This window comes from Kribbella sp. NPDC051137, assembly GCF_040682535.1.
In the GTDB taxonomy this organism is placed as follows: Bacteria; Actinomycetota; Actinomycetes; order Propionibacteriales; family Kribbellaceae; genus Kribbella; species Kribbella karoonensis.
This window is the reverse complement of record NZ_JBFBBI010000002.1, coordinates 1,088,632-1,109,168: the sequence shown is the minus strand read 5'-3', so window position 1 is coordinate 1,109,168 and position 20,537 is coordinate 1,088,632. Positions and strand designations below refer to the sequence as shown.

At 69.3% G+C, this 20,537-nt stretch carries 18 protein-coding genes; 3 read left to right on the top strand and 15 right to left on the bottom strand.

Going from position 1 to position 20,537, the window contains the following annotated elements:
• Position 1: 1 nt before the first annotated feature.
• The 11 genes from AB0M51_RS12845 to AB0M51_RS12795 all read right to left on the bottom strand — a co-directional run bounded on the left by AB0M51_RS12845 (position 2) and on the right by AB0M51_RS12795 (position 11,572).
• Positions 2-1,003 carry an enolase C-terminal domain-like protein gene (locus tag AB0M51_RS12845; protein WP_363749309.1) on the bottom strand — a complete coding sequence of 334 codons (1,002 nt, stop codon included), beginning with the start codon at positions 1,001-1,003 and terminating at the stop codon, positions 2-4.
• Positions 1,000-2,193 carry an ROK family protein gene (locus tag AB0M51_RS12840; RefSeq protein ID WP_363749307.1) on the bottom strand — a complete coding sequence of 398 codons (1,194 nt, stop codon included), beginning with the start codon at positions 2,191-2,193 and terminating at the stop codon, positions 1,000-1,002. Before AB0M51_RS12840 ends, AB0M51_RS12845 begins: the two co-directional genes overlap by 4 nt.
• The gene (locus tag AB0M51_RS12835) at positions 2,190-3,506 is read right to left on the bottom strand and encodes an extracellular solute-binding protein (RefSeq protein WP_363749305.1); all 1,317 of its coding nucleotides are present in this window, start codon (positions 3,504-3,506) and stop codon (positions 2,190-2,192) included. Before AB0M51_RS12835 ends, AB0M51_RS12840 begins: the two co-directional genes overlap by 4 nt.
• A 2-nt stretch (positions 3,507-3,508) precedes the next feature.
• The gene (locus AB0M51_RS12830; protein WP_344187644.1) at positions 3,509-4,999 is read right to left on the bottom strand and encodes a sulfatase-like hydrolase/transferase; all 1,491 of its coding nucleotides are present in this window, start codon (positions 4,997-4,999) and stop codon (positions 3,509-3,511) included.
• A gap of 107 nt (positions 5,000-5,106) precedes the next feature.
• Positions 5,107-5,937, bottom strand: coding sequence for a phosphoenolpyruvate hydrolase family protein (locus AB0M51_RS12825; RefSeq protein WP_344187645.1), 831 nt, complete (start codon positions 5,935-5,937; stop codon positions 5,107-5,109).
• Complete coding sequence (locus AB0M51_RS12820; protein ID WP_344187646.1) at positions 5,934-7,148, bottom strand: Tm-1-like ATP-binding domain-containing protein; 1,215 nt, start codon at positions 7,146-7,148, stop codon at positions 5,934-5,936. The genes AB0M51_RS12825 and AB0M51_RS12820 overlap by 4 nt, the downstream gene beginning before the upstream one ends.
• 1 nt (position 7,149) lies before the next feature.
• On the bottom strand, positions 7,150-7,512 hold the full coding sequence (locus tag AB0M51_RS12815) for a cupin domain-containing protein (protein ID WP_344187647.1): 363 nt from the start codon (positions 7,510-7,512) through the stop codon (positions 7,150-7,152).
• Positions 7,513-7,514: 2 nt separating this feature from the next.
• Complete coding sequence (locus AB0M51_RS12810; protein ID WP_344187648.1) at positions 7,515-8,594, bottom strand: Gfo/Idh/MocA family oxidoreductase; 1,080 nt, start codon at positions 8,592-8,594, stop codon at positions 7,515-7,517.
• Entirely contained in the window at positions 8,591-9,415 is an 825-nt protein-coding gene (locus AB0M51_RS12805) for a carbohydrate ABC transporter permease (RefSeq protein ID WP_344187649.1), read from the bottom strand. The genes AB0M51_RS12810 and AB0M51_RS12805 overlap by 4 nt, the downstream gene beginning before the upstream one ends.
• Positions 9,416-9,419: 4 nt before the next feature.
• Positions 9,420-10,307, bottom strand: a complete 888-nt coding sequence (locus AB0M51_RS12800) for a sugar ABC transporter permease (protein ID WP_344187650.1) — start codon at positions 10,305-10,307, stop codon at positions 9,420-9,422.
• Entirely contained in the window at positions 10,304-11,572 is a 1,269-nt protein-coding gene (locus tag AB0M51_RS12795; protein WP_344187651.1) for an extracellular solute-binding protein, read from the bottom strand. The genes AB0M51_RS12800 and AB0M51_RS12795 overlap by 4 nt, the downstream gene beginning before the upstream one ends.
• A gap of 161 nt (positions 11,573-11,733) precedes the next feature.
• Between AB0M51_RS12795 and AB0M51_RS12790 the strand changes: the two genes are divergently transcribed.
• Positions 11,734-13,152 (top strand): PLP-dependent aminotransferase family protein, encoded by a 1,419-nt coding sequence (locus tag AB0M51_RS12790; protein WP_344187652.1) that lies wholly within the window; start codon positions 11,734-11,736, stop codon positions 13,150-13,152.
• Between the two features lie 5 nt (positions 13,153-13,157).
• Here the strand turns inward: AB0M51_RS12790 and AB0M51_RS12785 are convergent, their stop codons facing one another.
• Genes AB0M51_RS12785 through AB0M51_RS12770 form a run of 4 tightly spaced genes read right to left on the bottom strand, consistent with a single transcriptional unit; the run spans position 13,158 to position 17,922 of the window.
• Entirely contained in the window at positions 13,158-14,597 is a 1,440-nt protein-coding gene (locus AB0M51_RS12785) for a sulfatase-like hydrolase/transferase (protein ID WP_344187653.1), read from the bottom strand.
• Positions 14,594-15,478 (bottom strand): carbohydrate ABC transporter permease, encoded by an 885-nt coding sequence (locus tag AB0M51_RS12780; RefSeq protein ID WP_344187654.1) that lies wholly within the window; start codon positions 15,476-15,478, stop codon positions 14,594-14,596. The genes AB0M51_RS12785 and AB0M51_RS12780 overlap by 4 nt, the downstream gene beginning before the upstream one ends.
• On the bottom strand, positions 15,475-16,449 hold the full coding sequence (locus AB0M51_RS12775) for a sugar ABC transporter permease (protein ID WP_344187655.1): 975 nt from the start codon (positions 16,447-16,449) through the stop codon (positions 15,475-15,477). Before AB0M51_RS12775 ends, AB0M51_RS12780 begins: the two co-directional genes overlap by 4 nt.
• A gap of 15 nt (positions 16,450-16,464) precedes the next feature.
• Positions 16,465-17,922: an extracellular solute-binding protein gene (locus tag AB0M51_RS12770; RefSeq protein ID WP_344187656.1), complete on the bottom strand. Its 1,458-nt coding sequence runs from the start codon at positions 17,920-17,922 to the stop codon at positions 16,465-16,467.
• 173 nt (positions 17,923-18,095) lie between these two features.
• Between AB0M51_RS12770 and AB0M51_RS12765 the strand changes: the two genes are divergently transcribed.
• Together AB0M51_RS12765 and AB0M51_RS12760 are read left to right on the top strand one after the other, a co-directional pair.
• On the top strand, positions 18,096-19,097 hold the full coding sequence (locus tag AB0M51_RS12765) for a LacI family DNA-binding transcriptional regulator (RefSeq protein WP_344187657.1): 1,002 nt from the start codon (positions 18,096-18,098) through the stop codon (positions 19,095-19,097).
• Complete coding sequence (locus tag AB0M51_RS12760) at positions 19,090-20,529, top strand: sulfatase-like hydrolase/transferase (RefSeq protein WP_344187658.1); 1,440 nt, start codon at positions 19,090-19,092, stop codon at positions 20,527-20,529. The genes AB0M51_RS12765 and AB0M51_RS12760 overlap by 8 nt, the downstream gene beginning before the upstream one ends.
• Positions 20,530-20,537 lie beyond the last annotated feature (8 nt).

Below are 20,537 nucleotides of genomic sequence, written 5' to 3'. Positions count from 1 at the left end.
CTCACTCCTCTCCGACTCGTCGTACAGGACCGATCCCGGGCCCCTCAGGCCGCAAGGTGCCGCCCACCGGAGCCGCCTCACCCCACGCGTATTCGAGCCACCCGTCCGCACCCATCAACCCGGCCAGCTGCGCGGCGTGCGCCGTACCGACCGGGCCGCTCGGGTTGTGGAAGGTCAGCTGGGTCTCCCCGATCGCCTCCGCGATCCGCCGTACCCCGTCCGGGCCGCCCGCGTGCTTCGGATCCACCAGCCAATAGGCCAATCCGCCACACGAGGCGGCGGCCACAGCGGGCTGCCACACGTGCTCGCCACCCGCCAGCGACAGCCCCGCCGCGACGGCTGACTCCACGGCGGCGCGATCACCCAGCGGCACCAGATCCTCGACCCAGTGCAGCTCGAGGGCCGCCAACTCCGGTACGACGTCCGCCGCCGGCACCAGGTGGTGACAGTCGACCATCAGCCGTACGTCGTCCGGAAGCGCCGCGCGGACCTTCGTCACCAGCTCCAGCCCCGCGTCGATCAGCCGAGTCCCGGTCAGCCCCCGCGCATGATTGTCCAGGAACGGCGCCACCTTCACCGCCGTGAACCCGTTGCCCACGGCCCGTAACGCCTCCGCGACGATCGTCTCGGCGCCGTCCGCACCGAACCGCCGGTTCAGGTTCGCGTACAGCCGTACCGGACGCGGCGCGCCGAGGCCGAGCGACTCCGACAACGACCGCCCCTCGAGCCGCGCCGTCAGATCCGCGACCGCCGCCGCGAACCCGCCGCGCACCGTCGAGGACAGGAAACTGTCCGCGGGCCGGCCGAGTTCGGTCCTGGCCTGCGCGACGGATCGCCCGACCAGCGACGTACGGACGGACTCCGCGGCCGCGAGCAGCTCGTCGAGTGGACCACCGTCGGACAGCTCGCCGACGCCGTGGATGCCGTCGGCAACCACCTCGGCCAGCACCCAGGTGCTCCGCGACGACGGGCGGTGCGTCCACACCGATGCCGACTCGATCATCCGTACCGCAGCTCTAGCAGGCCGGGGACGAAGGCCGCCGGCGCCGCGTAGATCCGGTCGAGGACGACGCTCGCCGCCGAGACCGCCACCCCGTCGGTCCCGAACACGCTCAGCCGCACCACCGACTCCACGTCCACCGCGCGCTTGTCGCCCAGGTACGCACACGCCCCACGCCGCACGGCCGGCAGGTATTCCGGCGCATCGACCACACCGCCGCTGACGATCAGCACCTCCGGATCGAGCATGTCGATCAACGTCCCGGCCGCGACCCCGACCAACTCCGCCCGGGCGACGAGCAGCCCGTCGGCGTCCGCCGAACCCGTCCGCGCGGCCTGCACCAACTGCTCCAACGTCCCCCGCGTGCCGATCAGTCCGGCCTGCCGAGCCTCGGCGAGGACGGCGAGATCACTCGCGGCCACGTGCAGGCAGTCACGTCGCCCGCACGAACACACCTCGGCAGCCTGTACGCCGACCGACAGGTGGTCGACGCTTCCCGCCGCCGCGCGGTACCCCGGGAACACCTGGCCGCCCAGCACGAACCCGGCACCGACCACGTTCCCGACGAACAGCCCGACCAGATCGTCGACGCCCTGAGCGCCGCCGAACCACCGCTCGGCCATCGCCAGTGCCCGGAAGCTCGAGTCCACCTCGGTCGGCAGCCCGAGACTGCCGCCGAGCACGTCGCGCAGCGGCACGTCCCGCCAGCCCAGCACCCGATGAGCACGGACCACCCCGGCCTCCCGGTCCACCCAGCCGCCGGTGCTCGCACCGACGCCCAGCACCGTCGCACCGTGCCGGGCGACCAGGTCCCGGATCCCCTCGACCGCCTGCGCGACCAGCGGCTCGAACGCCCGCCTCCCCCGGTGCGGCAGCCGTACCTCGGCCAGTAAGCGCCCGCGCAGGTCGAGCAGGCACACCGTCGTACGGCGAAGTCCGAAGTGCACGCCGACGACGCGATACGTCCGCTCATCGACCGCCATCGGCGTCCGCGGCCGCCCGAGCGCCCGGTGTGCCGCCTCCGCGGGGAGCTCCCGCAGCAGCCCGGCCGAGCACAGCAGGCTGGTCAGCCTGGTCATCGTCCCGGTCGCCATCCCGGTCAGCTCGGACAGCTCCGACCGCGCGATCGGGCCGCGTCGCATGACCGTCCGCAGGATCGCCGAGTAGTTCTGCTGCCGCACTTCGGCCGTCACTGCAAGGCGGCCTTCGCATCGGAGAAGAACTTGGTCACCGCCTGCGACACCGAGCTCTTGCCGAAGCCGACCACCTGGTTCGCGTTCGGCAGTGAGGTCTGCAGCAACTTGCTCGCGCCGGGCGGGTACATCTGCAGCGCGGCCGGTCCCTTCGACGCGATCAGCGCGTAGTTGTCCAGTACCAGCTTGTTCAGGCCGGTCGCCGTCTTCGCCACGTCGGCCCGGATGTTCTCCGGGATCGGGACGCCGCGCGCCAGGCCCATCGCCTGCGCCGCCTCCGGCCGGCTGGTCAGGTACTTCAGCATCGAGACCGCGCCCTCGATGTTCTTCGACTTCGGCGAGATCGCGAACCAGCCGGCCGGGATGATGTTGGTCCCCGGCGCGGACCCGGCGCCGCCGGACGGGAACGTCCCGAGGCTCAGCGTGTCCTTCGTCAGACTCTGCATCGACGGCAGCCCGCGCGACGTCGCCGTCCCGGTGTACGCCGCCTTGCCGACCGTCACCGGGTCGTTCTGGAAGCCGGTCGCGGCCGCGGTGACCGGCATCGGTACGGCGGACCCGTTGCCGCGCAGGTCCTGCCAGAGCTGCAGCCACGCGGCCAGGTCCTCCTGGGCGAACCCGAGCGTGCTGCCGTCGCCGAACAGCGCCTTCCCGCGCCCGCGCAGGAACGACTCCAGCGCGATCGGATTGCCGCCGAGGTCCGCCGTACCGGCGAGCTTGTGGCCGCTCTTGTTCCAGACGTCGGCCATCGCGGACTTGTACTGGTCGATGGTCCAGTCCGGGCTCGGCGCGGTCAGGCCGAGACTCTTCAGCTTGGTCGTGTCGACGATGATGGCCGGCTGGGTCGCGGCGCCGAGCAGCGCGAAGTAGTACTTGCCGTCGGCCTTCGTGGTGGTCGCGACGTAGTCCGGCATCTTGTCCAGGCCGAGGTCGTCCTTGTACTGGTCCAGCGGCGCCACCGCCCCGCGCTTGATGTACTCCATCAGGTACGGCAGGTGGATCTGGAACACGTCCGGCGGGTTGCCGCCGGCAACGCGGGTGGCCAGCTTGTCGTAGTACCCCGAGAAACCTGAGTACTGCGGGTTCACCTTCGCCGCGCCGGAGCTCTTCTGGTAGAGGTCGAGCGCCTCGATGAGCTTCTTGTTCTGGTCGCCCTCACCCCAGAACATCACGTCCAGCGCGCCTTTCGACCCGCCGCCGCTCGAGGTGTTGTTGCTGCCGCCGAGCCCGCGGGTGCAGGACGACAGTGCGGTGACGCCGGCTGCCGCGGCCCCGAACTGCAGGAGCCGCCGCCGGGAGAACTGAGTGGTCATGATCAGCCTTTCGGTGCCTGTGTGGCGGGAATGCGTCGACGGACCAGGGCCGCGGCCTCCGGCAGTACGTCGGAGACCTCGTCGGCGAGCAGTTCCGCCAGCCGTGCCGCGGTCGGTCCGTCGTCGGCCGCGAGGTTGTGTTGCTCCCAGGGATCAGCCGCGAGGTCGTACAACTCCGCCTCGTCGTGGGAGCGGAAGACGTACCGATGACCGGCGGTCCGGACGGACAGGTTCAGGCTGTCCCGCGGGTACTGCCAGTCGGCGGCGTGGAACGGGTCGCCGTTCCCGCCGGGTCTGCCGTCGTGCAGCATCGTCTCGGCGGTCACGTAGTCGCGGATCGGCGCCGCCGTGCTGTCGCCGACCATCGCCGCGAACGACCGCCCGTCGTGCGAGTCGTGCCACGATACGTCGGCCAGCTCCGCCAACGTCGCCGCGACGTCGACCATCGACACGAAATTCGCGTTCCGGCTCTGCCGGCCGTCCGGGTGCCGCACGATCAGCGGGACCCGCAGGTCCTCCTCGTAGTGCAGCCAATGGCCCTTCTCCATCAGCCGGTGTGCGCCCATCAGGTCGCCGTGGTCGGACGTGAACACCACCACCGTCCGGTCCCACTCGCCTGCGTCCTCGAGGTACTGGCGGATCCGGCCGAACTGCGCGTCGACGAGAGCGCACAGCCCGAGGTAGTGGCTGGTCACCTCGATCCAGTTCTGCTCGTCGAGGTTCTCGAAGTCGCGGGCGAAGTGCGACTCGCGGACTTCCCGCGGCTTGGTCGCCGTACCTGTCTTCCAACTCTCCGGCAGTTGCACCTCGGCGCGGTCGATCAGCCGGTCGTACGGGCTCGGGACGAGCATCGGGAAATGCGGTGCGTTCATCGAGCAGACCGCGAGCCAGGGCTTGTCGCGCGGACGCCGGTCGAGTCCTTCGAGGAACGTGTCGCACTGCCAGGTCTCCAGGAACGAGTCCAGCGGCACGCTCGACGTCGCGTACGGCTTCGCCTTCAGCTGGGCGAGGTCCGTCGGCGTCAGGTTCTCGATGTGGTCGGGGTCGAACGGATACCCGCGCTTCCCCGCCCAGGCGCGGTAGTCCTCGATGTAGCGCCCGCGGTCCTGACCTCGCAGTACGGCCGGAATCGCGCTGCTGTCCGCCCAGCCCATCCGCTCGGGCGTCGTGCCGGGGACATGCCATTTGCCGTTGTAGTGCGTGTGGTAGCCGGCCGCGGCGAACGCCTGTGCGACGCCGGCCTCGCGGAGTCGCGGCTCGATCGGACGCCAGTTCCCCAGTACGCCGTGGTGCCGCGGCATCAGCCCCGTCCACAGGCTGGTACGCGACGGGCAGCACAACGGGAACGGCGTGTAGCAGGCGTCGAAGACGGTCGACGCCTCCGCCAGCGCGTCCAGGTTCGGCGTTCGCGCGGCGGGGTTTCCGGTACAGCCCAGGGTGTTCCAGCTCTGCTCGTCGGCCATCACGACCAGCACGTTCAGACGGTTGTCCACACGTCCCACCTTGTCGGTTCGACGGGTTTACTTCCAGCTGAAGTTAATTGCGCGGGACGGGTGTGTCAACCGCTCGTCCGGCATTAACTTCCGCCAGAAGGAAACTGTTACCGAACGCCGCGGCGGAGGTTCACGAACTCCGCGGTGGTCGCGGTGATCGCCCGTTCGGTAGGCAGCCGCTCCATCGACGAGGCGCCGTAGAAGCCGTCGATGTCCGGGCACAGCTCGAGGATCCGTTGTACGTCGGGAGGCTCCGCGATCGGGCCGCCGTGGCAGAGCACGAAGATGTCCGGCCGGATCGCGCGGGCCGCCGCGGTCCACTCGTTGATCAGCGGGGCACAGTCGTCCAGCGTGCGCGCCGTACCGGCACCGATCGACCCGCCTGTGGTGAGGCCGAGGTGGCAGACGATCACGTCCGCGCCCGCCTCGGTCATCGCGACCGCGTCGGCGCCGGAGAACACGTACGGCGTGGTCAGCAGGCCGAGTTCGTGGGCGACCGCGATCATCTTCACCTCCTCGGCGTACCCCATGCCGGTCTCCTCCAGGTTCGCCCGGAACGTGCCGTCGATCAGGCCGACGGTCGGGAAGTTCTGTACGCCGGAGAACCCGAGGTCGATGAGGCGCTTCAGGTACTGGGTCGGCTGGTAGAACGGGTCGGTACCGTTCACGCCGGCCAGCACCGGGGTGTGCTCAACGACCGGCAGGACCTCGCGGCCCATGTCCACGACGATGTCGTTCGCGTTGCCGTAGGCAAGCAGTCCGGCGAGCGACCCGCGGCCGGCCATCCGGTACCGGCCGGAGTTGTAGATCACGATCAGGTCGATGCCGCCGGTCTCCTCGCACTTCGCGGACAGGCCGGTGCCGGCGCCGCCGCCGACGATCAGCTCGCCGGCCGCACGCTTGGCCCGCAGGCGTTCCAGGATGGCGTCGCGGTTCATCGGTTCTCCTTCGTGAGATAGGTGTTGAGCTTGTCCGCCGCCGCCTCGGCGAACTGGGCGTCGTTGATCGCGGCGTCGATCTCGACGAGCTCGACGACCGAGCGGTCCACGGTGCCGCGGATCGCGTCGAACAGGGCGGCGTCGGCGGCCGGGTCGTGGAACACGCCGCCCTCGACCGCGATCGCCGAGATGCCTTTGAGCGGCAGCAGGAGGGCGGTCGGCCCGGTGGCGGCATTGAGTCGGTCGGTCAACCTGCGGCCGAGTTCGGCGCACTCCTCGGGGGTCGTGCGCATCAGCGTGACCGACGGGTTGTGCACGAACAGCTTCCGGTCCCGGAACTTCTCCGGCACCGTCTCCATCGGCCCGAAGTTCACCATGTCCAGCGCGCCGACCGACACCACCTGCGGGATCCCGGCCCGGCCGGCCGCCGTCAGCCGGTCCGGTCCGGCCGAGAACACGCCGCCGACCAGCTCGTCCGCCAGCTCGGTCGTGGTCAGGTCGAGCACTCCGGCGAGCTGCCCCGCCAGCGACTCCAGCGTGCGGCCGCCGACGCCGGTCATGTGGAACACGAGCACCTCGTACCCGAGCTCCGTCAGCCGCGCCCGCGCCGTGTTCACCGCAGGCGTGGTCACTCCGAACATGCTTGCTGCCAGCAACGGTACGTCGGTCGCCGTGGTCACCGGCCCGGCGAGCACCATCCCCGCGACGGCCGCCGCCGCGTTCGCCAGGATCTTCGCCGACAACCGGTTCACCCCGGCGACGTCCACCACACTCGGCATCAGCACGAGGTCGGTCTCCCGCACGTACGCCGAGGTGTCGCCCGACGCCGCCGTCGACACGATCACCTTCGGCACCCCCAACGGCAACTCCCGGAACGCGGCCGCCGCGATCGACGTACCCCCGGTCCCACCCAACGCCAACGCCCCGTCCAACCGCCCGTCGTCGTACAAACCCCGCACCACCACCGCCGCCCCACGCGCCATCGCAGTCACCGCGGCCCCCCGGTCCCCCGCCGCCCGCAACTCCCCCAGCTCGACCCCCGCCGCGGCAGCCACGACCTCCCGCCCCACCTCAGCGGGCATCCCCGCATCCCCCAGCACCCCGACATCAACCACAACCACACTTACCCCAGCCGCCAGCAGCCGGTCCCGCACGAACGCGTACTCGTCGGCCTTGGTATCGAGCGTCCCCACCAACACGACCGTCGGCATCTCACTCACCTACCGTTTCGCGGTTCGGAGTGGAGAAGCAGATGACGAAGACCGCCTCGTCCTCCCCCACGTTGCGCGCGTTGTGGAGTGCACCCGTCGGGATGCTGATCGTGTCGCCCGGACCCATCCTGACCTTGTCGTCGTCGACCGTGTGTTCGATCGTGCCCTGCAGCACGTGCAGTACCTCGTCGCAGTTCGGGTGGTAGTGGCGTGGGTTCTGCTCCCCCGGGCGGATGTAGCAACGGCCGACCGTCATCGTGCTGGAGTTGCCCAGCGCGGCCGAGACCATCCACTCGAGTCGCCCCCACGGCTGTTCCTCCACCGTCACCGCGTCGGCGGCCGTCACCCGGCTCTTCTCTCCCATGCTCAACTCCCCATCGTCGCGGACGTACCGGCAGGCAGCCGGCGGTACAACTCGTACAGCTTGAGGATCTCCCGCACCTGCCCGAGCGTGCCCTTCCCGACCGGCTTCCCGGCCAGCACGCTCTCGCAGAAGTGCACGATCTCCGGCACATACCCGAGGTAGAACAAGTTCTTGTTGTAGAGCTGCCCGAGCGAGAACTCCGGCTCCCAGTGCAGCGGAGCCACCGCGTCGTCGGTCACGAACGACGAGGACCGCCCGTAACCGAGGTCGGCTCCGGCGCGGTAGTACGTGATGCGTACACCGTTCTCCACCACGACGTTCGCCCCGTCCCCGATCACCTCCACCCGCTCCAGCGGCGCCCCGTTCGCCGACCCTGCCGCGAGATGCAGCGTGCCGACCGCCCCCGACTCGAACAGCAGACTCGACACACTCGCCCCGGTCCGCGGCTCCCACTCGTAGCTCAACCGCCGTACGGGCCCCATCAGGTACGTGAGGACCGCCGCCGGATGGAAGATGTGATCCAGGAAGCCGATCATCTTCACGTCGTCCGGACGGTCCTCCGGTGCCGGCAACGCCTGCGGGTACCGCACCGAGATCGACGACACCGCCCCGAACTCCGGCGTACCGATGATCGCCTTCACCTTCTCGGTCGCCGGCGTGAAGATCTTCTTCAACCCGGTCATCACGGTCCGGCCCGTCTCCTCGGCCGCCGCCTGCAGCCGATCCAGCTGCGCGATCCCGGCCGCGGTCGGCTTCTCCATCCACACGTGCGCGCCGGCCCGCACGCAGTCCTCGGCCAGTGCCGTCGCCTGCACGTCCCCTTCGGACGTGTACGACGTCACGATGAACACCGCGTCCGGCCGCTCCACCGACAACATCTCGCGATGGTCGTCGTACGCTGCCGCGGCCCCGAACTGGCGCGCATACGTCTCGGCCCGATCCAGCTGTACGTCGCACACGGCCACGAGGTCGACCGGGGCGTACTGGAACGCCGGATACACGTTGCGGTACGAGTGTCCGCCCGCGCCGACGAAGGCGACGCGCAGCCGCTCGGAGTACTCGAACTGATAGGTCACGGTCATCGCAAGGCTCCAGCCACGAGGCCCCGGGTGAACGACCGCTGCAACACGACGTACACCAGGACGGACGGAATCATCGCCAGCACGATGCCGGCGAACAAGGCACCTGAATCGGAGCTGTACTGCCCCTGGAACTGCACCAGGGCGAGCGGGATCGTCCGCTTCTCCTGGCTGAACAACAGCAACAGCGCGAGCTGGTACTCGTTCCACGCGCCGAGGAAACTGAACACCCCGACCGCGAGGACCGCGGGCTTCGCCAGCGGCAGCATCACGCTCCGGAAGATCCGCCAGTCGCCCGCGCCGTCGACCCGCGCGGACTCGATCAGCTCGTCCGGCAGGTCGCGGAAGAAGTTCCGGGCGATGAACACCCCGAGCGGTACCCCGCCGGCGACCAGGATCAACCCGAGCCCGACCCGGCTGTCGACCAGCGACATCTCGCGCAGCTGGTAGAACGTCGGCACCATGATCGCCTCACCGGGCAGCGTCATCACCAGCAGGTACGCGTAGAAGATGCCGTTGCTCCGCCCGGTCGTCAGCTTGCCGAACGCGTATCCCGCGGGGCACGTGACGAGCACGGTCAACGCGGTCACGGCGATCGCGATCACGGCGCTGTTCACGAAGTACGTACTGAAGGCGCCGCTCGTCCACACCGTGCGGAAGTTCTCCCACCGCCAGTGCACGGGCAGGCCGAGCGCGTCGCCGTAGATCTCGGTGTTGTTCTTGAAGGCGCTGAGCAGCGCCCAGAGCACCGGGACCATGGTCGCGCCGGCGATCAGCGCGACCAGAACCACGAGTCCGTGGTGCCAGCGGGTGACGGTACGCATGCGGTCACCTCCCCAGGGCGGCGCGGTCGCGCCAGCGGTTGAAGGAGACGGTGATCACGACCGCGATCACCGCGATGCTCAGCCCGGCCGCACTGGCCGCGCCGATGTCGCCGAGCCCGAACGCCTGACGGTAGGCGTACACCGCGACCAGCTCGGTGGACCGGTCCGGGCCGCCCTCGGTCATCGACCACACGGTGCCGAAGCCCTTGAGCGCGTTGATGAACGCCAGTACGACGACCAGGCTGATCGCGTTGTGCAGTGACGGCACCGTGATGTTCCGGAACCGCTGCCACGCGCCGGCGCCGTCGATCGCGGCCGCCTCGTGCAGCGCGGGATCGATCGCCTGGATCGCGGCGAGGAAGATCACCAGGTAGAAACCGTACGCCTGCCAGGCGCTCGCGATCCCGACCGCGGGCAGCGCGAACGTCGTACTGCCCAGCCACGGCTCGGTCAACCGTCCCAATCCGATCGCGTGCAGGAAGCCGTTCAGCAACCCGATCGTCGGGTGGTACAGCTGGCTCCAGATCACGCCGACGACGGCGAGCGACATGATGTGCGGCACGAACACCAGGCTGCGGAACAACGTCTGCGCCCGGCGCCACCGGATCTCGCTGATCAGCGCGGCGAGCACGAGCCCACCACCGACCGCGAGGCACAGGTGCATCGCCCACCAGATCACCGTCCGGCCGAGCGCCCGGAGGAAGAACGGATCCGACCAGACGTGCGCGTAGTTGTCCAGCCAGGCCCTGTGCATGACCGGCGCGACACCGTCCCAGCGGTAGAAGCTCAGCTCGACGCCACGCAGCAGCGGCAGGAACAGGAAGACCGCGAGCAGTGCCAGCGACGGCAGCAGCATGAGCGTGATCAGCGTCGTACGACGCGTCCCCTTCATCGGCCGGCTCCCATCTTGTCCTGTACGCCCTGCATCGCGTGCTCGGGTGTCGTACGGCGGGTCAGCAGGCCCTGAACGGCCTGGTACCACGCCTCCTTGGCCGCGTCCGGCAGGTACACGCTCGGGTTGAACCCGGTGCCCTTGGCAACCTTCTCCAGCCCGTCCTGGACAGCCGGATCGAGCACAGTGCCGGGCGGCACCACCTGGGCCGGGACCAGTGTGCGACCCTTCGCCGCGGTCAGCTTCAGGTACTCCGGACTCGCCAGCCAGCGCAGCCACTCGACCACCGCCGAGCGGGACTTCGTGCTCTTGTTCACCACCCAGCTCAGCGCCAGCCCGGCCGTCGGCAACGCCTCCTGCCCGGCGTCCACCGGCGGCATCGGGAACGCGCCGTACTGCGAGACGTCGATCCCGTCGTGCCGCGCATCTGCCATCGACCCCTGCGGTACGACGGTCATCGCACCGCCGCCCTTCCAGAACGCGGCCTGCGCCTGACCTCCGTCGAGCGCGGCCGCCTGGCCGCCGTCCAGGCAGCCCTTCGCGATCAGGTCGGACAGCATCTGCCCGCCGCGAACCACGTCCGGATCCGCGAACGACCCGGATCCGTTGATGATCTGGCTCATCTTCTGCCGCCCGGCGGAGGCCTGTACGAGGGCCCCGAGCAACCAGCCGCCCGCGAAGTTGTCCCGCGCGCCGGCCAGCAGCGGTTTCACCCCGGCGTCCTTCAACTTCTGGCAGGTGCCGAGGAACCCTTGCCAGTCCCGCGGTACGTCGATGCCGTGCGCGGCGAAGATCTTCTTGTTGTAGTAGACCTGGAACACGTCCAGGCCCTCGACGATCTCGTAGATCTTGCCGGTGCTCGCCTTCGTCTGCTTGACCACCTCGGGCTGGAACCGGCCGGCCAGCCCGTTGGTCGCGAAGACCTCGTCCAACGGCCAGATCAGTCCCGCCTTGGCGAGCATGCCGACCCGGCCCGGACCCGAGTTCACCAGCAGCAGGTCCGGTCCGCTGCCGGACCGCAGCAGGGTCTGCACGCTGCCCTGCTCGAACGAGATCGCTCCCTTCACGTACTCGACCTTGATGTCGGGATGCTGCTGCTCGAACGCCGCGACCGTGGCATCGGTGTACGGGAAGTCCGCTCCCATGATGCGGATCGTCCGCGACGTGTCCTGCGGGCCGTCGGCGCTCAGCGCTCCGGTGCCGGGCGCGGCGACCGTGGCACACCCGGGCAGGACGAGCAGCAGGGCAATCCAGATCCATCTCATTGCGCCCCACCTCACAGACCAATAGGCTCGATGGCGCCCTAGATTGGCGCTCGAAACCCGATGCCATCTATAGCCACAGCGACGAAATTGGACTCTGTTTGTGATCCAGGACGGTAATGGCCTCAGATTCCCGTAGATTCTCAGCGGATGAGCTCGCTCGCATGCTGGTCGGGACCGGCGCCCGGTCCGGCCCGCTGTACCGGCAGCTCAGCGACAGCCTGGCCGAGCTGATCGAGCGCGGCGAGCTGCCGCCGGGCGCCGCCCTGCCACCGGAGCGCGCGCTGTCCACCGCGTTGACGGTCAGCCGTACGACGGTGGTCGCGGCGTACCAGGCGCTCCGCGAGAAGGGGCAGCTCGAGCGGCGGCAGGGCAGCGGGACGCGGGTCGCGCTCGACCGCAACCGGGAGACCGTGTCGGGACTGGGCGGCGACCACGCCGCGAGCCAGTTCCTGAACGGGCCGCTGGCAACGATCGACTTCGCCACCGCCGCGCTGCCGAGTCTCGACCTGGTCGCCGACGTTGCCGCCGGGTTGACCCGGGACGACTACCTCCGGCTGACCAGCACCCATCACGGCTACCACCTGCGCGGCCTGCCCGCACTGCGCGAGCGGATCGCCCGCTGGTACAGCGACGCCGGTACGCCGACCGTGCCCGAGGACATCCTGATCACGTCGGGTGCCCAGCAGGCGCTCGAACTGGTGGCGCGCGGGTGCTTGCAGCCGGGCGACGGCGTGGTCGTCGAGCAACCGACGTACCGCGGGGCCTTGGAGGCGTTCGCGCGGACCGGCAGCCGGCTGCGGACCGTCCGCATCGACGAGCACGGCCTGGACGTGGCGGCGCTGGAGCGGCTGCTCGCGAACGAGTCGCCACGGCTCGTGTACGTGCAGACGGCCGCGCACAACCCGACCGGCGTCGTCCTGTCCGACGACCGTCGGCAGCGGCTCGCGAAGCTGCTCGACCAGCACGAGGTGGTGCTCGTCGACGACACCTCATTGGCCGGTACGGCATTCGACGGCCGGGCGACTCCCGCCGCTCTGGGGACGCACGAGCGGCTGGTGACGATCGGCTCGATGAGCAAGCTGTTCTGGGGCGGGCTGCGGCTCGGCTGGATCCGCGCCGTACCGCAGGTGGTCTCCCGGTTCGCGCAGGTTCGCGGGATCACCGACCTCGGCAGCTCGCTCGTCGCGCAGGAGGTCGCGCTGCGGCTGCTGGACCACCGCGCCGACGCCGAGGCGGAACGCCGGACGGCACTGCCCGTCGGATTGCGGACGTTGACCGAGCTGCTCGGCCGGCACCTCCCCGACTGGAGCTGGCAGGAGCCGCAGGCGGGCGCGTCGCTGTGGGTCCGCCTCCCACACGGCGACGCCACCCACTTCGCCCAGATCGCGCTCCGGTACGGCGTCGCGCTGCTCCCCGGCGCGGTCTTCTCCGCCGACGGCAGCACCGACCACCACACCCGCCTGCCGTACGCGTTGCCCCCGGCAACGTTGACCCAGGGCGTCGCCCGCCTGTCCCAGGCCTGGACCGACTACATCAACCGCACCACGGTCGACGTCACCCTGACGTCGGCCGTGACCTGAGCGGCTCAGAAGTCGTCGACGCGTGGCTGGCTCCGGTCCTCGGTGGCGACCAGCACGTCGAGCAGCATCTCCTGCAGGCGCAGCCGCACCTGAGCCTGGTCCGCCGCATCCCAGAGATTCTCGAGCTCCTGCGGATCGGCCTCCAGGTCGTACAACTCCCCGGCACGATCACGATCCGTCGACGGCCGCCCGTGGTAGACGACCAGCTTCCACTGCCCGGTCCGCAGCATCGTGGTGTGAACGGGCGGATCGTAGGGATGCCCGCTGTTCCGGTACTCGCTGATCGCCCAGCCGCGCCCGACCGCGCCGGCGTCCCCGCGGGCCAGCGGCAGCAAGCTGCTCCCCTGGCCGCGAGGCAGCGCCGGTGCCCCGGCGGCGTCCAGGAACGTCGGCGCCAGATCGACCCATTGCACCAGCTCCGGCCGGCGCGTGCCTGCGGGCAGCTGCCCCGGCCAGCGGACGATCAACGGCACCCGGACGGCGCAGTCGTACATCATCGGGCCCTTCAGCATCAACTGATGGTCGCCCAGCATTTCTCCGTGGTCGCTGGTGAACACAACGATCGTGTTGTCCGCCAGGCCTTCCGCCTCGAGCGCGGCCAGGATCCGGCCGACCTCGTCGTCGACCAGCGTGACCATCGCCCAGTACGCCGCCTTGACCTGCTGCAACTCGTCCTCGGTGTACGACAGGTACCCGCGCGCGTGCCCGGCGTACGACTCCTTCGACGCTTCGGTCAGGATCGGCGGCTTGTCGTCCAGCTCGGCGGGACGGGTCACCGGCGGCGGCAACTGCTCGGCCCGGTACCGCTCCAGGTACTCCGCCGGAGCACCGAAGCCGTGATGCGGGTCGAAGAAGTTCGCGACGAAACAGAACGGCTTCGACCGGTCCCGTGACGCCTGCAGGAAGTCGATCGTCTCGTTCCCGATCCACCGGCTGTAGTGCGCCTCGGTCGGCAGGTTGTCGAACCCGGGGCCGCCAGGTTCCCGGGCCTGCGCCGCGAGTTCGGGGTACGCCGTCTGCAGCCAGCGGTGGTACTGGTTCTCCGACGAACCCGGATACGGGTCGTGCGCCCAGCGGAAGACCCGGAAGCCGTCGTCGTGCCGCGGCTCCAACCGGCCTCCCTTGCAGGCCGAAAGGTGCAGCTTGCCGACCAGGCCGCAGTCGTAGCCCTCGTCGGCCAGCGTCCTGGTGAAGAACTCCTCGTGGTCCGGCAACTGGACGCCGTTCGCCCAGAGACCGTGCGCGTGCGGGTATCTCGAGGTCATCAGCGACGCCCGCGACGGTGAGCAGACCGGATTCTGCACGTAGCAGTTCTCGAAGAGCACGCCCTCCGCGGCCAGCCGGTCCAGGTTCGGCGTCCGGACATGCTCGTTGCCGTACGCACCGAGCGTGTCGTAGCGCTGTTGATCCGTACAGATGAGAAGGATGTTCGGGCGTTCACTCATGACTTGACGGCTCCTGCGATTCCCTCGACGAAGTAGCGTTGGAGTACGACGAACAGCACGACCACCGGGAGCAGCGAGATCGACGCGGCCGCGGCCATGCCGGACCAGTCCGTCGAGTTCTCGCCGACGAAGGCGAGCATGCCGACACTCAGGGTCCGGAGATCCGGCCGCGAGAAGCTGAACACCAGCGGCAGGAAGAACGCGTTCCAGGTGCCCAGGAACGTCAGCAGCGTGACGGTCGCGGTCACCGGGTTGGCCAGCGGCAGCATGATCCGGCCGAAGATGCTGAGGAACCCGGCGCCGTCGATGACGGCCGACTCCTCGAGTTCCCGCGGCAACTGGCGGAAGTAGCCGAGATACAGCAGGACCGAGGCGACGTGCGCGCCACCCGACAGGGCGAGCACCATGCCCGTCAGCGAGTTGAGCAGCCCGAGCCGCTGGGAGATCTCGACCACCGGGATGATCGTGTATCCGGTGGGCACGAACAGGGTCGCGATCAGCACACCCATGACGATCTTCCGGCCGAAGAATCGGTAGCGGGCCAGGACGTAGCCCGCCATCGCGCACCGCACGACGACGAGCACGACGGTCGTCACCGTGACCACGACAGTGTTGAACAGGTACTGACCGAACCCGGCATCGCTCCAGGCCCGGCCGTAGTTGCCCCACCGGGCGTGTTTCGGCAACAGCGAGAGCCCGGACGTGAAGACCTCGAGCGGGTCCTTGAGCGACGCACCGATCATCCACAGGAACGGGTAGATCCAGAGCAGCCCGCCGATGCCGATCACCACCGCCGCGCACCACCACGGCAGGCGGCGCAGCACACGCGCCGGGTTCCACCGGTTCGGCCGGCCGGCCGCGACCTCGTCCGCCGTACTCATGCCGTACCCCTCGCCTTCCGGGCGGCCCGGATCCCGAGCAACTGCAGGACTCCGATCAGGCCGACGAACAAGCCGAAGATCACCGCCGCGGCCGAGGCGAAGCCCAGCTCGGGAACCGTCGCGGCGAACGCCCACCGATAGATGTAGATCTCGACCACCTCGGTCGCGTAGAAGGGACCTCCGTTGGTCATGGTGAGCATCAGGTCGAAGACCTTCAGCGTGCTTTCCAGGGTCAGCAGCGTGATGATCACCGCGAACGGCTTCAGCAGCGGCAGCGTCACATGCCGCAGCAACCCCCAGGGCCCGGCCCCGTCGATCGCCGCGGCCTCGTAGACCTCGTCCGGTACCGTCTGCAGCGCGGCGAGCCAGTAGATCAGCGTGACGCCGAACCACTTCCAGATATAGACCCCGACCACCGTCCACAGCGCGGTCTTCGGATCGCCCAGGAAGTTGATGCCGTCGGCCACCAGACCGAGCTTGCGCAGAACCACGTTCACCGGACCCGACGCCGGGTCGAAGACGAACTGCATCACGATCCCGACGATCGCCGTCGTGGTCACCACAGGCAGGAAGAACGCGGTCCGGAACAACGTCCGCATCGGCAGCTTGGGCGAGTTCAGTACGAGCGCCAGCAGCAGGGTGAACAGCACCTTCACCGGCACGACGGCCACCATGAACAGCACGGTGATCTTGAACGAGTTCCAGAACAACGGGTCGGCCAGCACGGCCCGGTAGTTCGCCAGTCCGACCCAGTGTTTCGCCTCGTCGAACCCGTTCCACTCGACGAACGAGTACCAGTAGCTCGCGAGCACCGGGTAGATCGTGTAGACGCCGTACAGGACGACGGTCGGAGTGAGGAACAGCCAGATCCACAGCCGATTGCGCCCCTGCCGCGGGGGCTGCGGGCGTCTCGGCGACCGGCCTGCCGGGTCGGTACGGCGGTCCGCCCGGCCCTCAACGGTGACAGTCACGGCTCGGCACGCTCCTCACGACGTCTTGTACTTGTCGTGGCCGTAGTCCTCACCGGGCGTCCAGTTGCCGAACACCCAGTCGCTCTCGCTGACCTTCACGCCCTTCGCTGCCACGGCCTTGATCGCCCGCGCGCGCTCCGCGGTGAGCTTCCGGTCGTACTCCGACAGCGCCTTCCGGGCGTCGGGGAGCTGGCCGCTGAGCACGCCCTGCACGATTCCGCCGAGGTCCGGCTCGACCTGTTTCATCTCCGCCACCACCTCGCTGACTCCGGGGTTGCGGACCTCCGGCGCGGGCCGGAGCCGGATCTGCCGGCCGAACAGCTCGGCCGCCTTCTTGTAGGTCGGGTGGACGTTCGCCTTGTTCACCAGCGCGAGGTCGACCGGCATTCCGTCCATCTGCTCGGTCTCGGCGAGCATCACTTCCTCGGTGGTGAAGATCTTCAGCAGCTTGGCGACAAGTTCAGGCTCCTTGGACGTGGCCGCGGCACAGTAGTCGCCCGCCTTCGGCGGCGCGTAGAGCACCACCGGCCGGCCCGCCTCGGACGACGGGACGGACGCCACACCGACCTTGTCGACGAACGCCTTGAACTGGTCCTTGATCACGCCGATGTTCCACGGACCGTCGAAGAACAGGCCGGCCACGCCGGTGGACCACCGAGCGCGCGCGGTCCGCGCGTCCAGCGAGGACGACGCCGGGAAGATCAGGCCGTCCTTCTTCAACGCGCCGAGGAAGTCGATGGCGTGCACGTACGGATCGGTTCCGTAGCTGAAGGCGCCGGTGCGCGGGTCGGTGGCGCCGACGCCGCCGGCGGCCATCGCCAGGTCGGAGACGTGTTCACCGAGACGCTGGGCGAACTGCAGTGGAGCGATCCATCCCGAGATCCCGTCGCCGCCGGCGGACTTGATCTTGGCGGCCGCGGCCCGGAAGCCGTCCCAGGTCGCCAGATCGCGGTCCGGATCCAGGCCGGCCTTCTCGGCGAGTTCCACGTTGTACCACGTCAGCGTCCCGTACTGCCGGTAATTCACCATCGGCAGCGAGTACAGCTTGCCGTCGAAGTGCGTGAAGCCGTTCAGGAACGCGTCGGCCGGCATCGCCGACAGATCCTCCTTGCTCAGCTCGATCGGCGCGATCCAGCCGTCCTTGCGCAATCGCGGCTGCGGCAGCTTCACGCCGGCCGTCGTGAACACGTCCGGAAGCTGCTTGCTCCCGAAGGCCAGTTGCAGCGCCTGGCCCTGCTGGTTCGGGTTGTAGACCGTGTACTGCACAACGGTTCCGGACGATTTCTGGAAGTCCGCGAACAGCTTCTTGTGCAGGTCCTCGCGAGGCTGGAAGTGGTCCCAGACCCGCAGCGTCTTCGCGCCGGCCGCCTGGCCACCGCCACCTCCCCCCGGTGCGGTGCTGCAGGCCGCGGCCGCGAGCGCACCGATCACGCCACCGGCCGACGCGCCGAAGAATCTTCGCCTGCTGATCATGGATCCTCCCTGGGGATCACCTGGCCCGCTTTGATGATTCATCGTTGTACCAGGAACGTAACCCAGCTGTACAGATCTCGCCGAGAGCTCGGCCGAACGCCGCTCGGATTCAGGCGCGACAGGATTTAACGTTGTATCGTCGCAGCGACAGATCCTGGCGATGGGAGGTGCCGATGGCGGCAACACTCGGCGATGTCGCCGCGCGGGCGGGCGTGTCGATCAAGACCGTGTCGAACGTCGTCAACGGCACCGGCCGGGTCGGCGCAGCGACCAGGCAACGCGTGGAGCAGGTGATCGACGAGCTCGGGTACCGCCCGAACGTCTCGGCCCGGAGCCTGCGGCGCGGGCGGTCCGGCGTGATCGCGCTCGCCGTACCGCAGATCGGCAACCCGTACTTCGCCGAACTGGCCGAGCTGATCGTCAAGTCGGCCGAGAGCTACGGGTGGACGGTCCTGGTCGATCAGACCGACGCGAACCCGGAGCGCGAACGGCTCGTCCTGCAAGGGATCCGGTCGCAGCTCATCGACGGACTGCTGTTCGTGCCCGGCCGGCTGACCGCGGACGACTTCGCCGCCCGGACCGACACCACACCGATGGTCCTGCTCGGCGAGCGGCTGACCAGGGTCGCCGACCGGGTGGCCATCGACAGCTACGCCGCGGGTCGTGCGGCCACCGAGCACCTGATCGACCTCGGCCGGAAGCGGATCGCCGTGATCGGTGCCACGCCCAGCGGCGACGCGGTCTCCCGCGGCCGCTACGAGGGGTACTACGACGCACTGGTCGCCGCGGGTCTGCGGCCCGCGGCGCGGTTGGTGCGGTCCCAGGAGCGCTGGCGGCAGGACAAGGGCGTCGAGGCGGTCGAGCATCTGCTGGCCCTCAGCCGCCCGCCGGATGCCCTGTTCTGCTCGAACGACCTGCTGGCACACGGCGCGCTGCGAGCCCTCTTCGACAACGGCGTCCGGGTCCCCGAGGACGTCGCCGTGGTCGGTATCGACGACATCGCCGCGAACCGTTACACCCGCCCCAGCCTGACGTCGATCGCCCCGGACAAGCAGCACATCGCCGAGACCGCGGTCGGGCTGCTCGCGGATCGGCTGAAGGGCAGCTTCTCGTCCGCACCGCGTGAGTTCGTGGCCGGTTTCCATCTCGAGGTCCGGGAAAGCACCGGTGGATGACCGCGCACCGCGGCAGATCGTTCTCGTCCTGACCGATCAGCAACGCGCGGACCTGACTGCCCGGGAAGGATTCCCCCGGGACTGCACACCCACCCTCGACAACCTGGCCACCACGGGCCGGTGGTTCGACCGCGCCTACACCACGACACCTCTCTGCGTGCCGGCTCGGATCAGCCTGCTCACCGGCCGGTTCCCGAGCGCGCACGGCGTCCTCGGCAATACCGGGTACCACGACCCGGCGCGCGGCGCCGACCTCGTCGACGTCGTCGGACGCGCCGGGTTCCGGACCGCACTGATCGGCAAGAACCACTCGCACCTGACGCCGGACCGCATGGACCACTGGGCCGAGTACAGCCACTACGGCCGTATCCCGCCGACGGCCGCGACCGGCGCCGACCGCGACTTCGACGACTGGTTGCGCGCGAACCCCGGTACGACGACTACGCCGACGCCGTTCGCCCTCGCGCAGCAACTACCGGTCCGCCTGGTCGACGAGGCGATCGACTGGCTGGACTCGGCCGGTCCCGACGACCGCTCCCTCCTCTGGTTGTCGATCCCCGAACCGCATGTTCCCTACCAGGTTCCCGAACCGTACTTCTCCGGCTACGGGCCGGACACCGTGCCGCCACCCGCGACAACGTCCGCCGTTCTGGCCGACCGTGACTTTGCCTGGCGCTACGCCGGTCGGCTCGCGGAGCTCAGCGGCGAGGCCGCGCCGGCAGTCCTGGCGCGGGCACGCGCCAACTACGTCGGCATGCTGCGTCTGGTCGACGACCAGCTCTCGAGGCTGGTCGACCACCTCCGGCGGACCGGGCGGCTGGCCACGACGCTGTTCGTGCACCTGGCCGATCACGGCGACTTCGCCGGAGAGTACGGCCTGATGCGCAAAGGCCCGGGATTGCCCGAGGTACTCGCACGGATCCCGCTGCTCTTCCACGGGCCCGGCGTCCGGCCGGCCCCGCGGCCCAGCCACGCCCACGTGTCGATCGCAGACGTCCTGCCGACGATCTGTGAACTCCTCGACGAGCCGGTACCGGCCGGCGTGCAGGGCCGCAGTCTCGTTCCGCTGCTCCGCGATCCGGAAGCTGACGGCTTCACGAGTGTCTACGCCGAACAGGGAGACGGAACTCCGATACTCCAGGCCGAGCCTGCGGGCCGACTGCCCGGAGTACGTGAGACACCCTCGGGCGATCTCGCGGTCGACACAGTCAACGAGATCACCCAGTCCGGCCGCCGCCGGATGGTCCGGGCCGACCGATGGAAGCTGCTGTCGACCGCGGACGGTGCGGTGCAGCTCTTCGACCTGGAAGCGGATCCTTTCGAACTCGAAGACCTCGCCGACCGCGCGGAGCATGCCGAGACGTTGCGGCACCTCCGCGGCGAACTCGAGCACTGGATCGACCTGATCCACCGCACCTCAGGCATCACCTGATCCGCCAC

What these genes read in the sequence shown, in the direction of transcription:
- AB0M51_RS12845 (WP_363749309.1), bottom strand. Translation starts at nt 1,003, where the DNA reads ATGATCGAGTCGGCATCGGTGTGGACGCACCGCCCGTCGTCGCGGAGC.
- AB0M51_RS12835 (WP_363749305.1), bottom strand. Translation starts at nt 3,506, where the DNA reads ATGACCACTCAGTTCTCCCGGCGGCGGCTCCTGCAGTTCGGGGCCGCG.
- AB0M51_RS12825 (WP_344187645.1), bottom strand. Translation starts at nt 5,937, where the DNA reads ATGAACCGCGACGCCATCCTGGAACGCCTGCGGGCCAAGCGTGCGGCC.
- AB0M51_RS12820 (WP_344187646.1), bottom strand. Translation starts at nt 7,148, where the DNA reads ATGCCGACGGTCGTGTTGGTGGGGACGCTCGATACCAAGGCCGACGAG.
- AB0M51_RS12815 (WP_344187647.1), bottom strand. Translation starts at nt 7,512, where the DNA reads ATGGGAGAGAAGAGCCGGGTGACGGCCGCCGACGCGGTGACGGTGGAG.
- AB0M51_RS12810 (WP_344187648.1), bottom strand. Translation starts at nt 8,594, where the DNA reads ATGACCGTGACCTATCAGTTCGAGTACTCCGAGCGGCTGCGCGTCGCC.
- AB0M51_RS12805 (WP_344187649.1), bottom strand. Translation starts at nt 9,415, where the DNA reads ATGCGTACCGTCACCCGCTGGCACCACGGACTCGTGGTTCTGGTCGCG.
- AB0M51_RS12800 (WP_344187650.1), bottom strand. Translation starts at nt 10,307, where the DNA reads ATGAAGGGGACGCGTCGTACGACGCTGATCACGCTCATGCTGCTGCCG.
- AB0M51_RS12795 (WP_344187651.1), bottom strand. Translation starts at nt 11,572, where the DNA reads ATGAGATGGATCTGGATTGCCCTGCTGCTCGTCCTGCCCGGGTGTGCC.
- AB0M51_RS12790 (WP_344187652.1), top strand. Translation starts at nt 11,734, where the DNA reads ATGCTGGTCGGGACCGGCGCCCGGTCCGGCCCGCTGTACCGGCAGCTC.
- AB0M51_RS12785 (WP_344187653.1), bottom strand. Translation starts at nt 14,597, where the DNA reads ATGAGTGAACGCCCGAACATCCTTCTCATCTGTACGGATCAACAGCGC.
- AB0M51_RS12780 (WP_344187654.1), bottom strand. Translation starts at nt 15,478, where the DNA reads ATGAGTACGGCGGACGAGGTCGCGGCCGGCCGGCCGAACCGGTGGAAC.
- AB0M51_RS12770 (WP_344187656.1), bottom strand. Translation starts at nt 17,922, where the DNA reads ATGATCAGCAGGCGAAGATTCTTCGGCGCGTCGGCCGGTGGCGTGATC.
- AB0M51_RS12765 (WP_344187657.1), top strand. Translation starts at nt 18,096, where the DNA reads ATGGCGGCAACACTCGGCGATGTCGCCGCGCGGGCGGGCGTGTCGATC.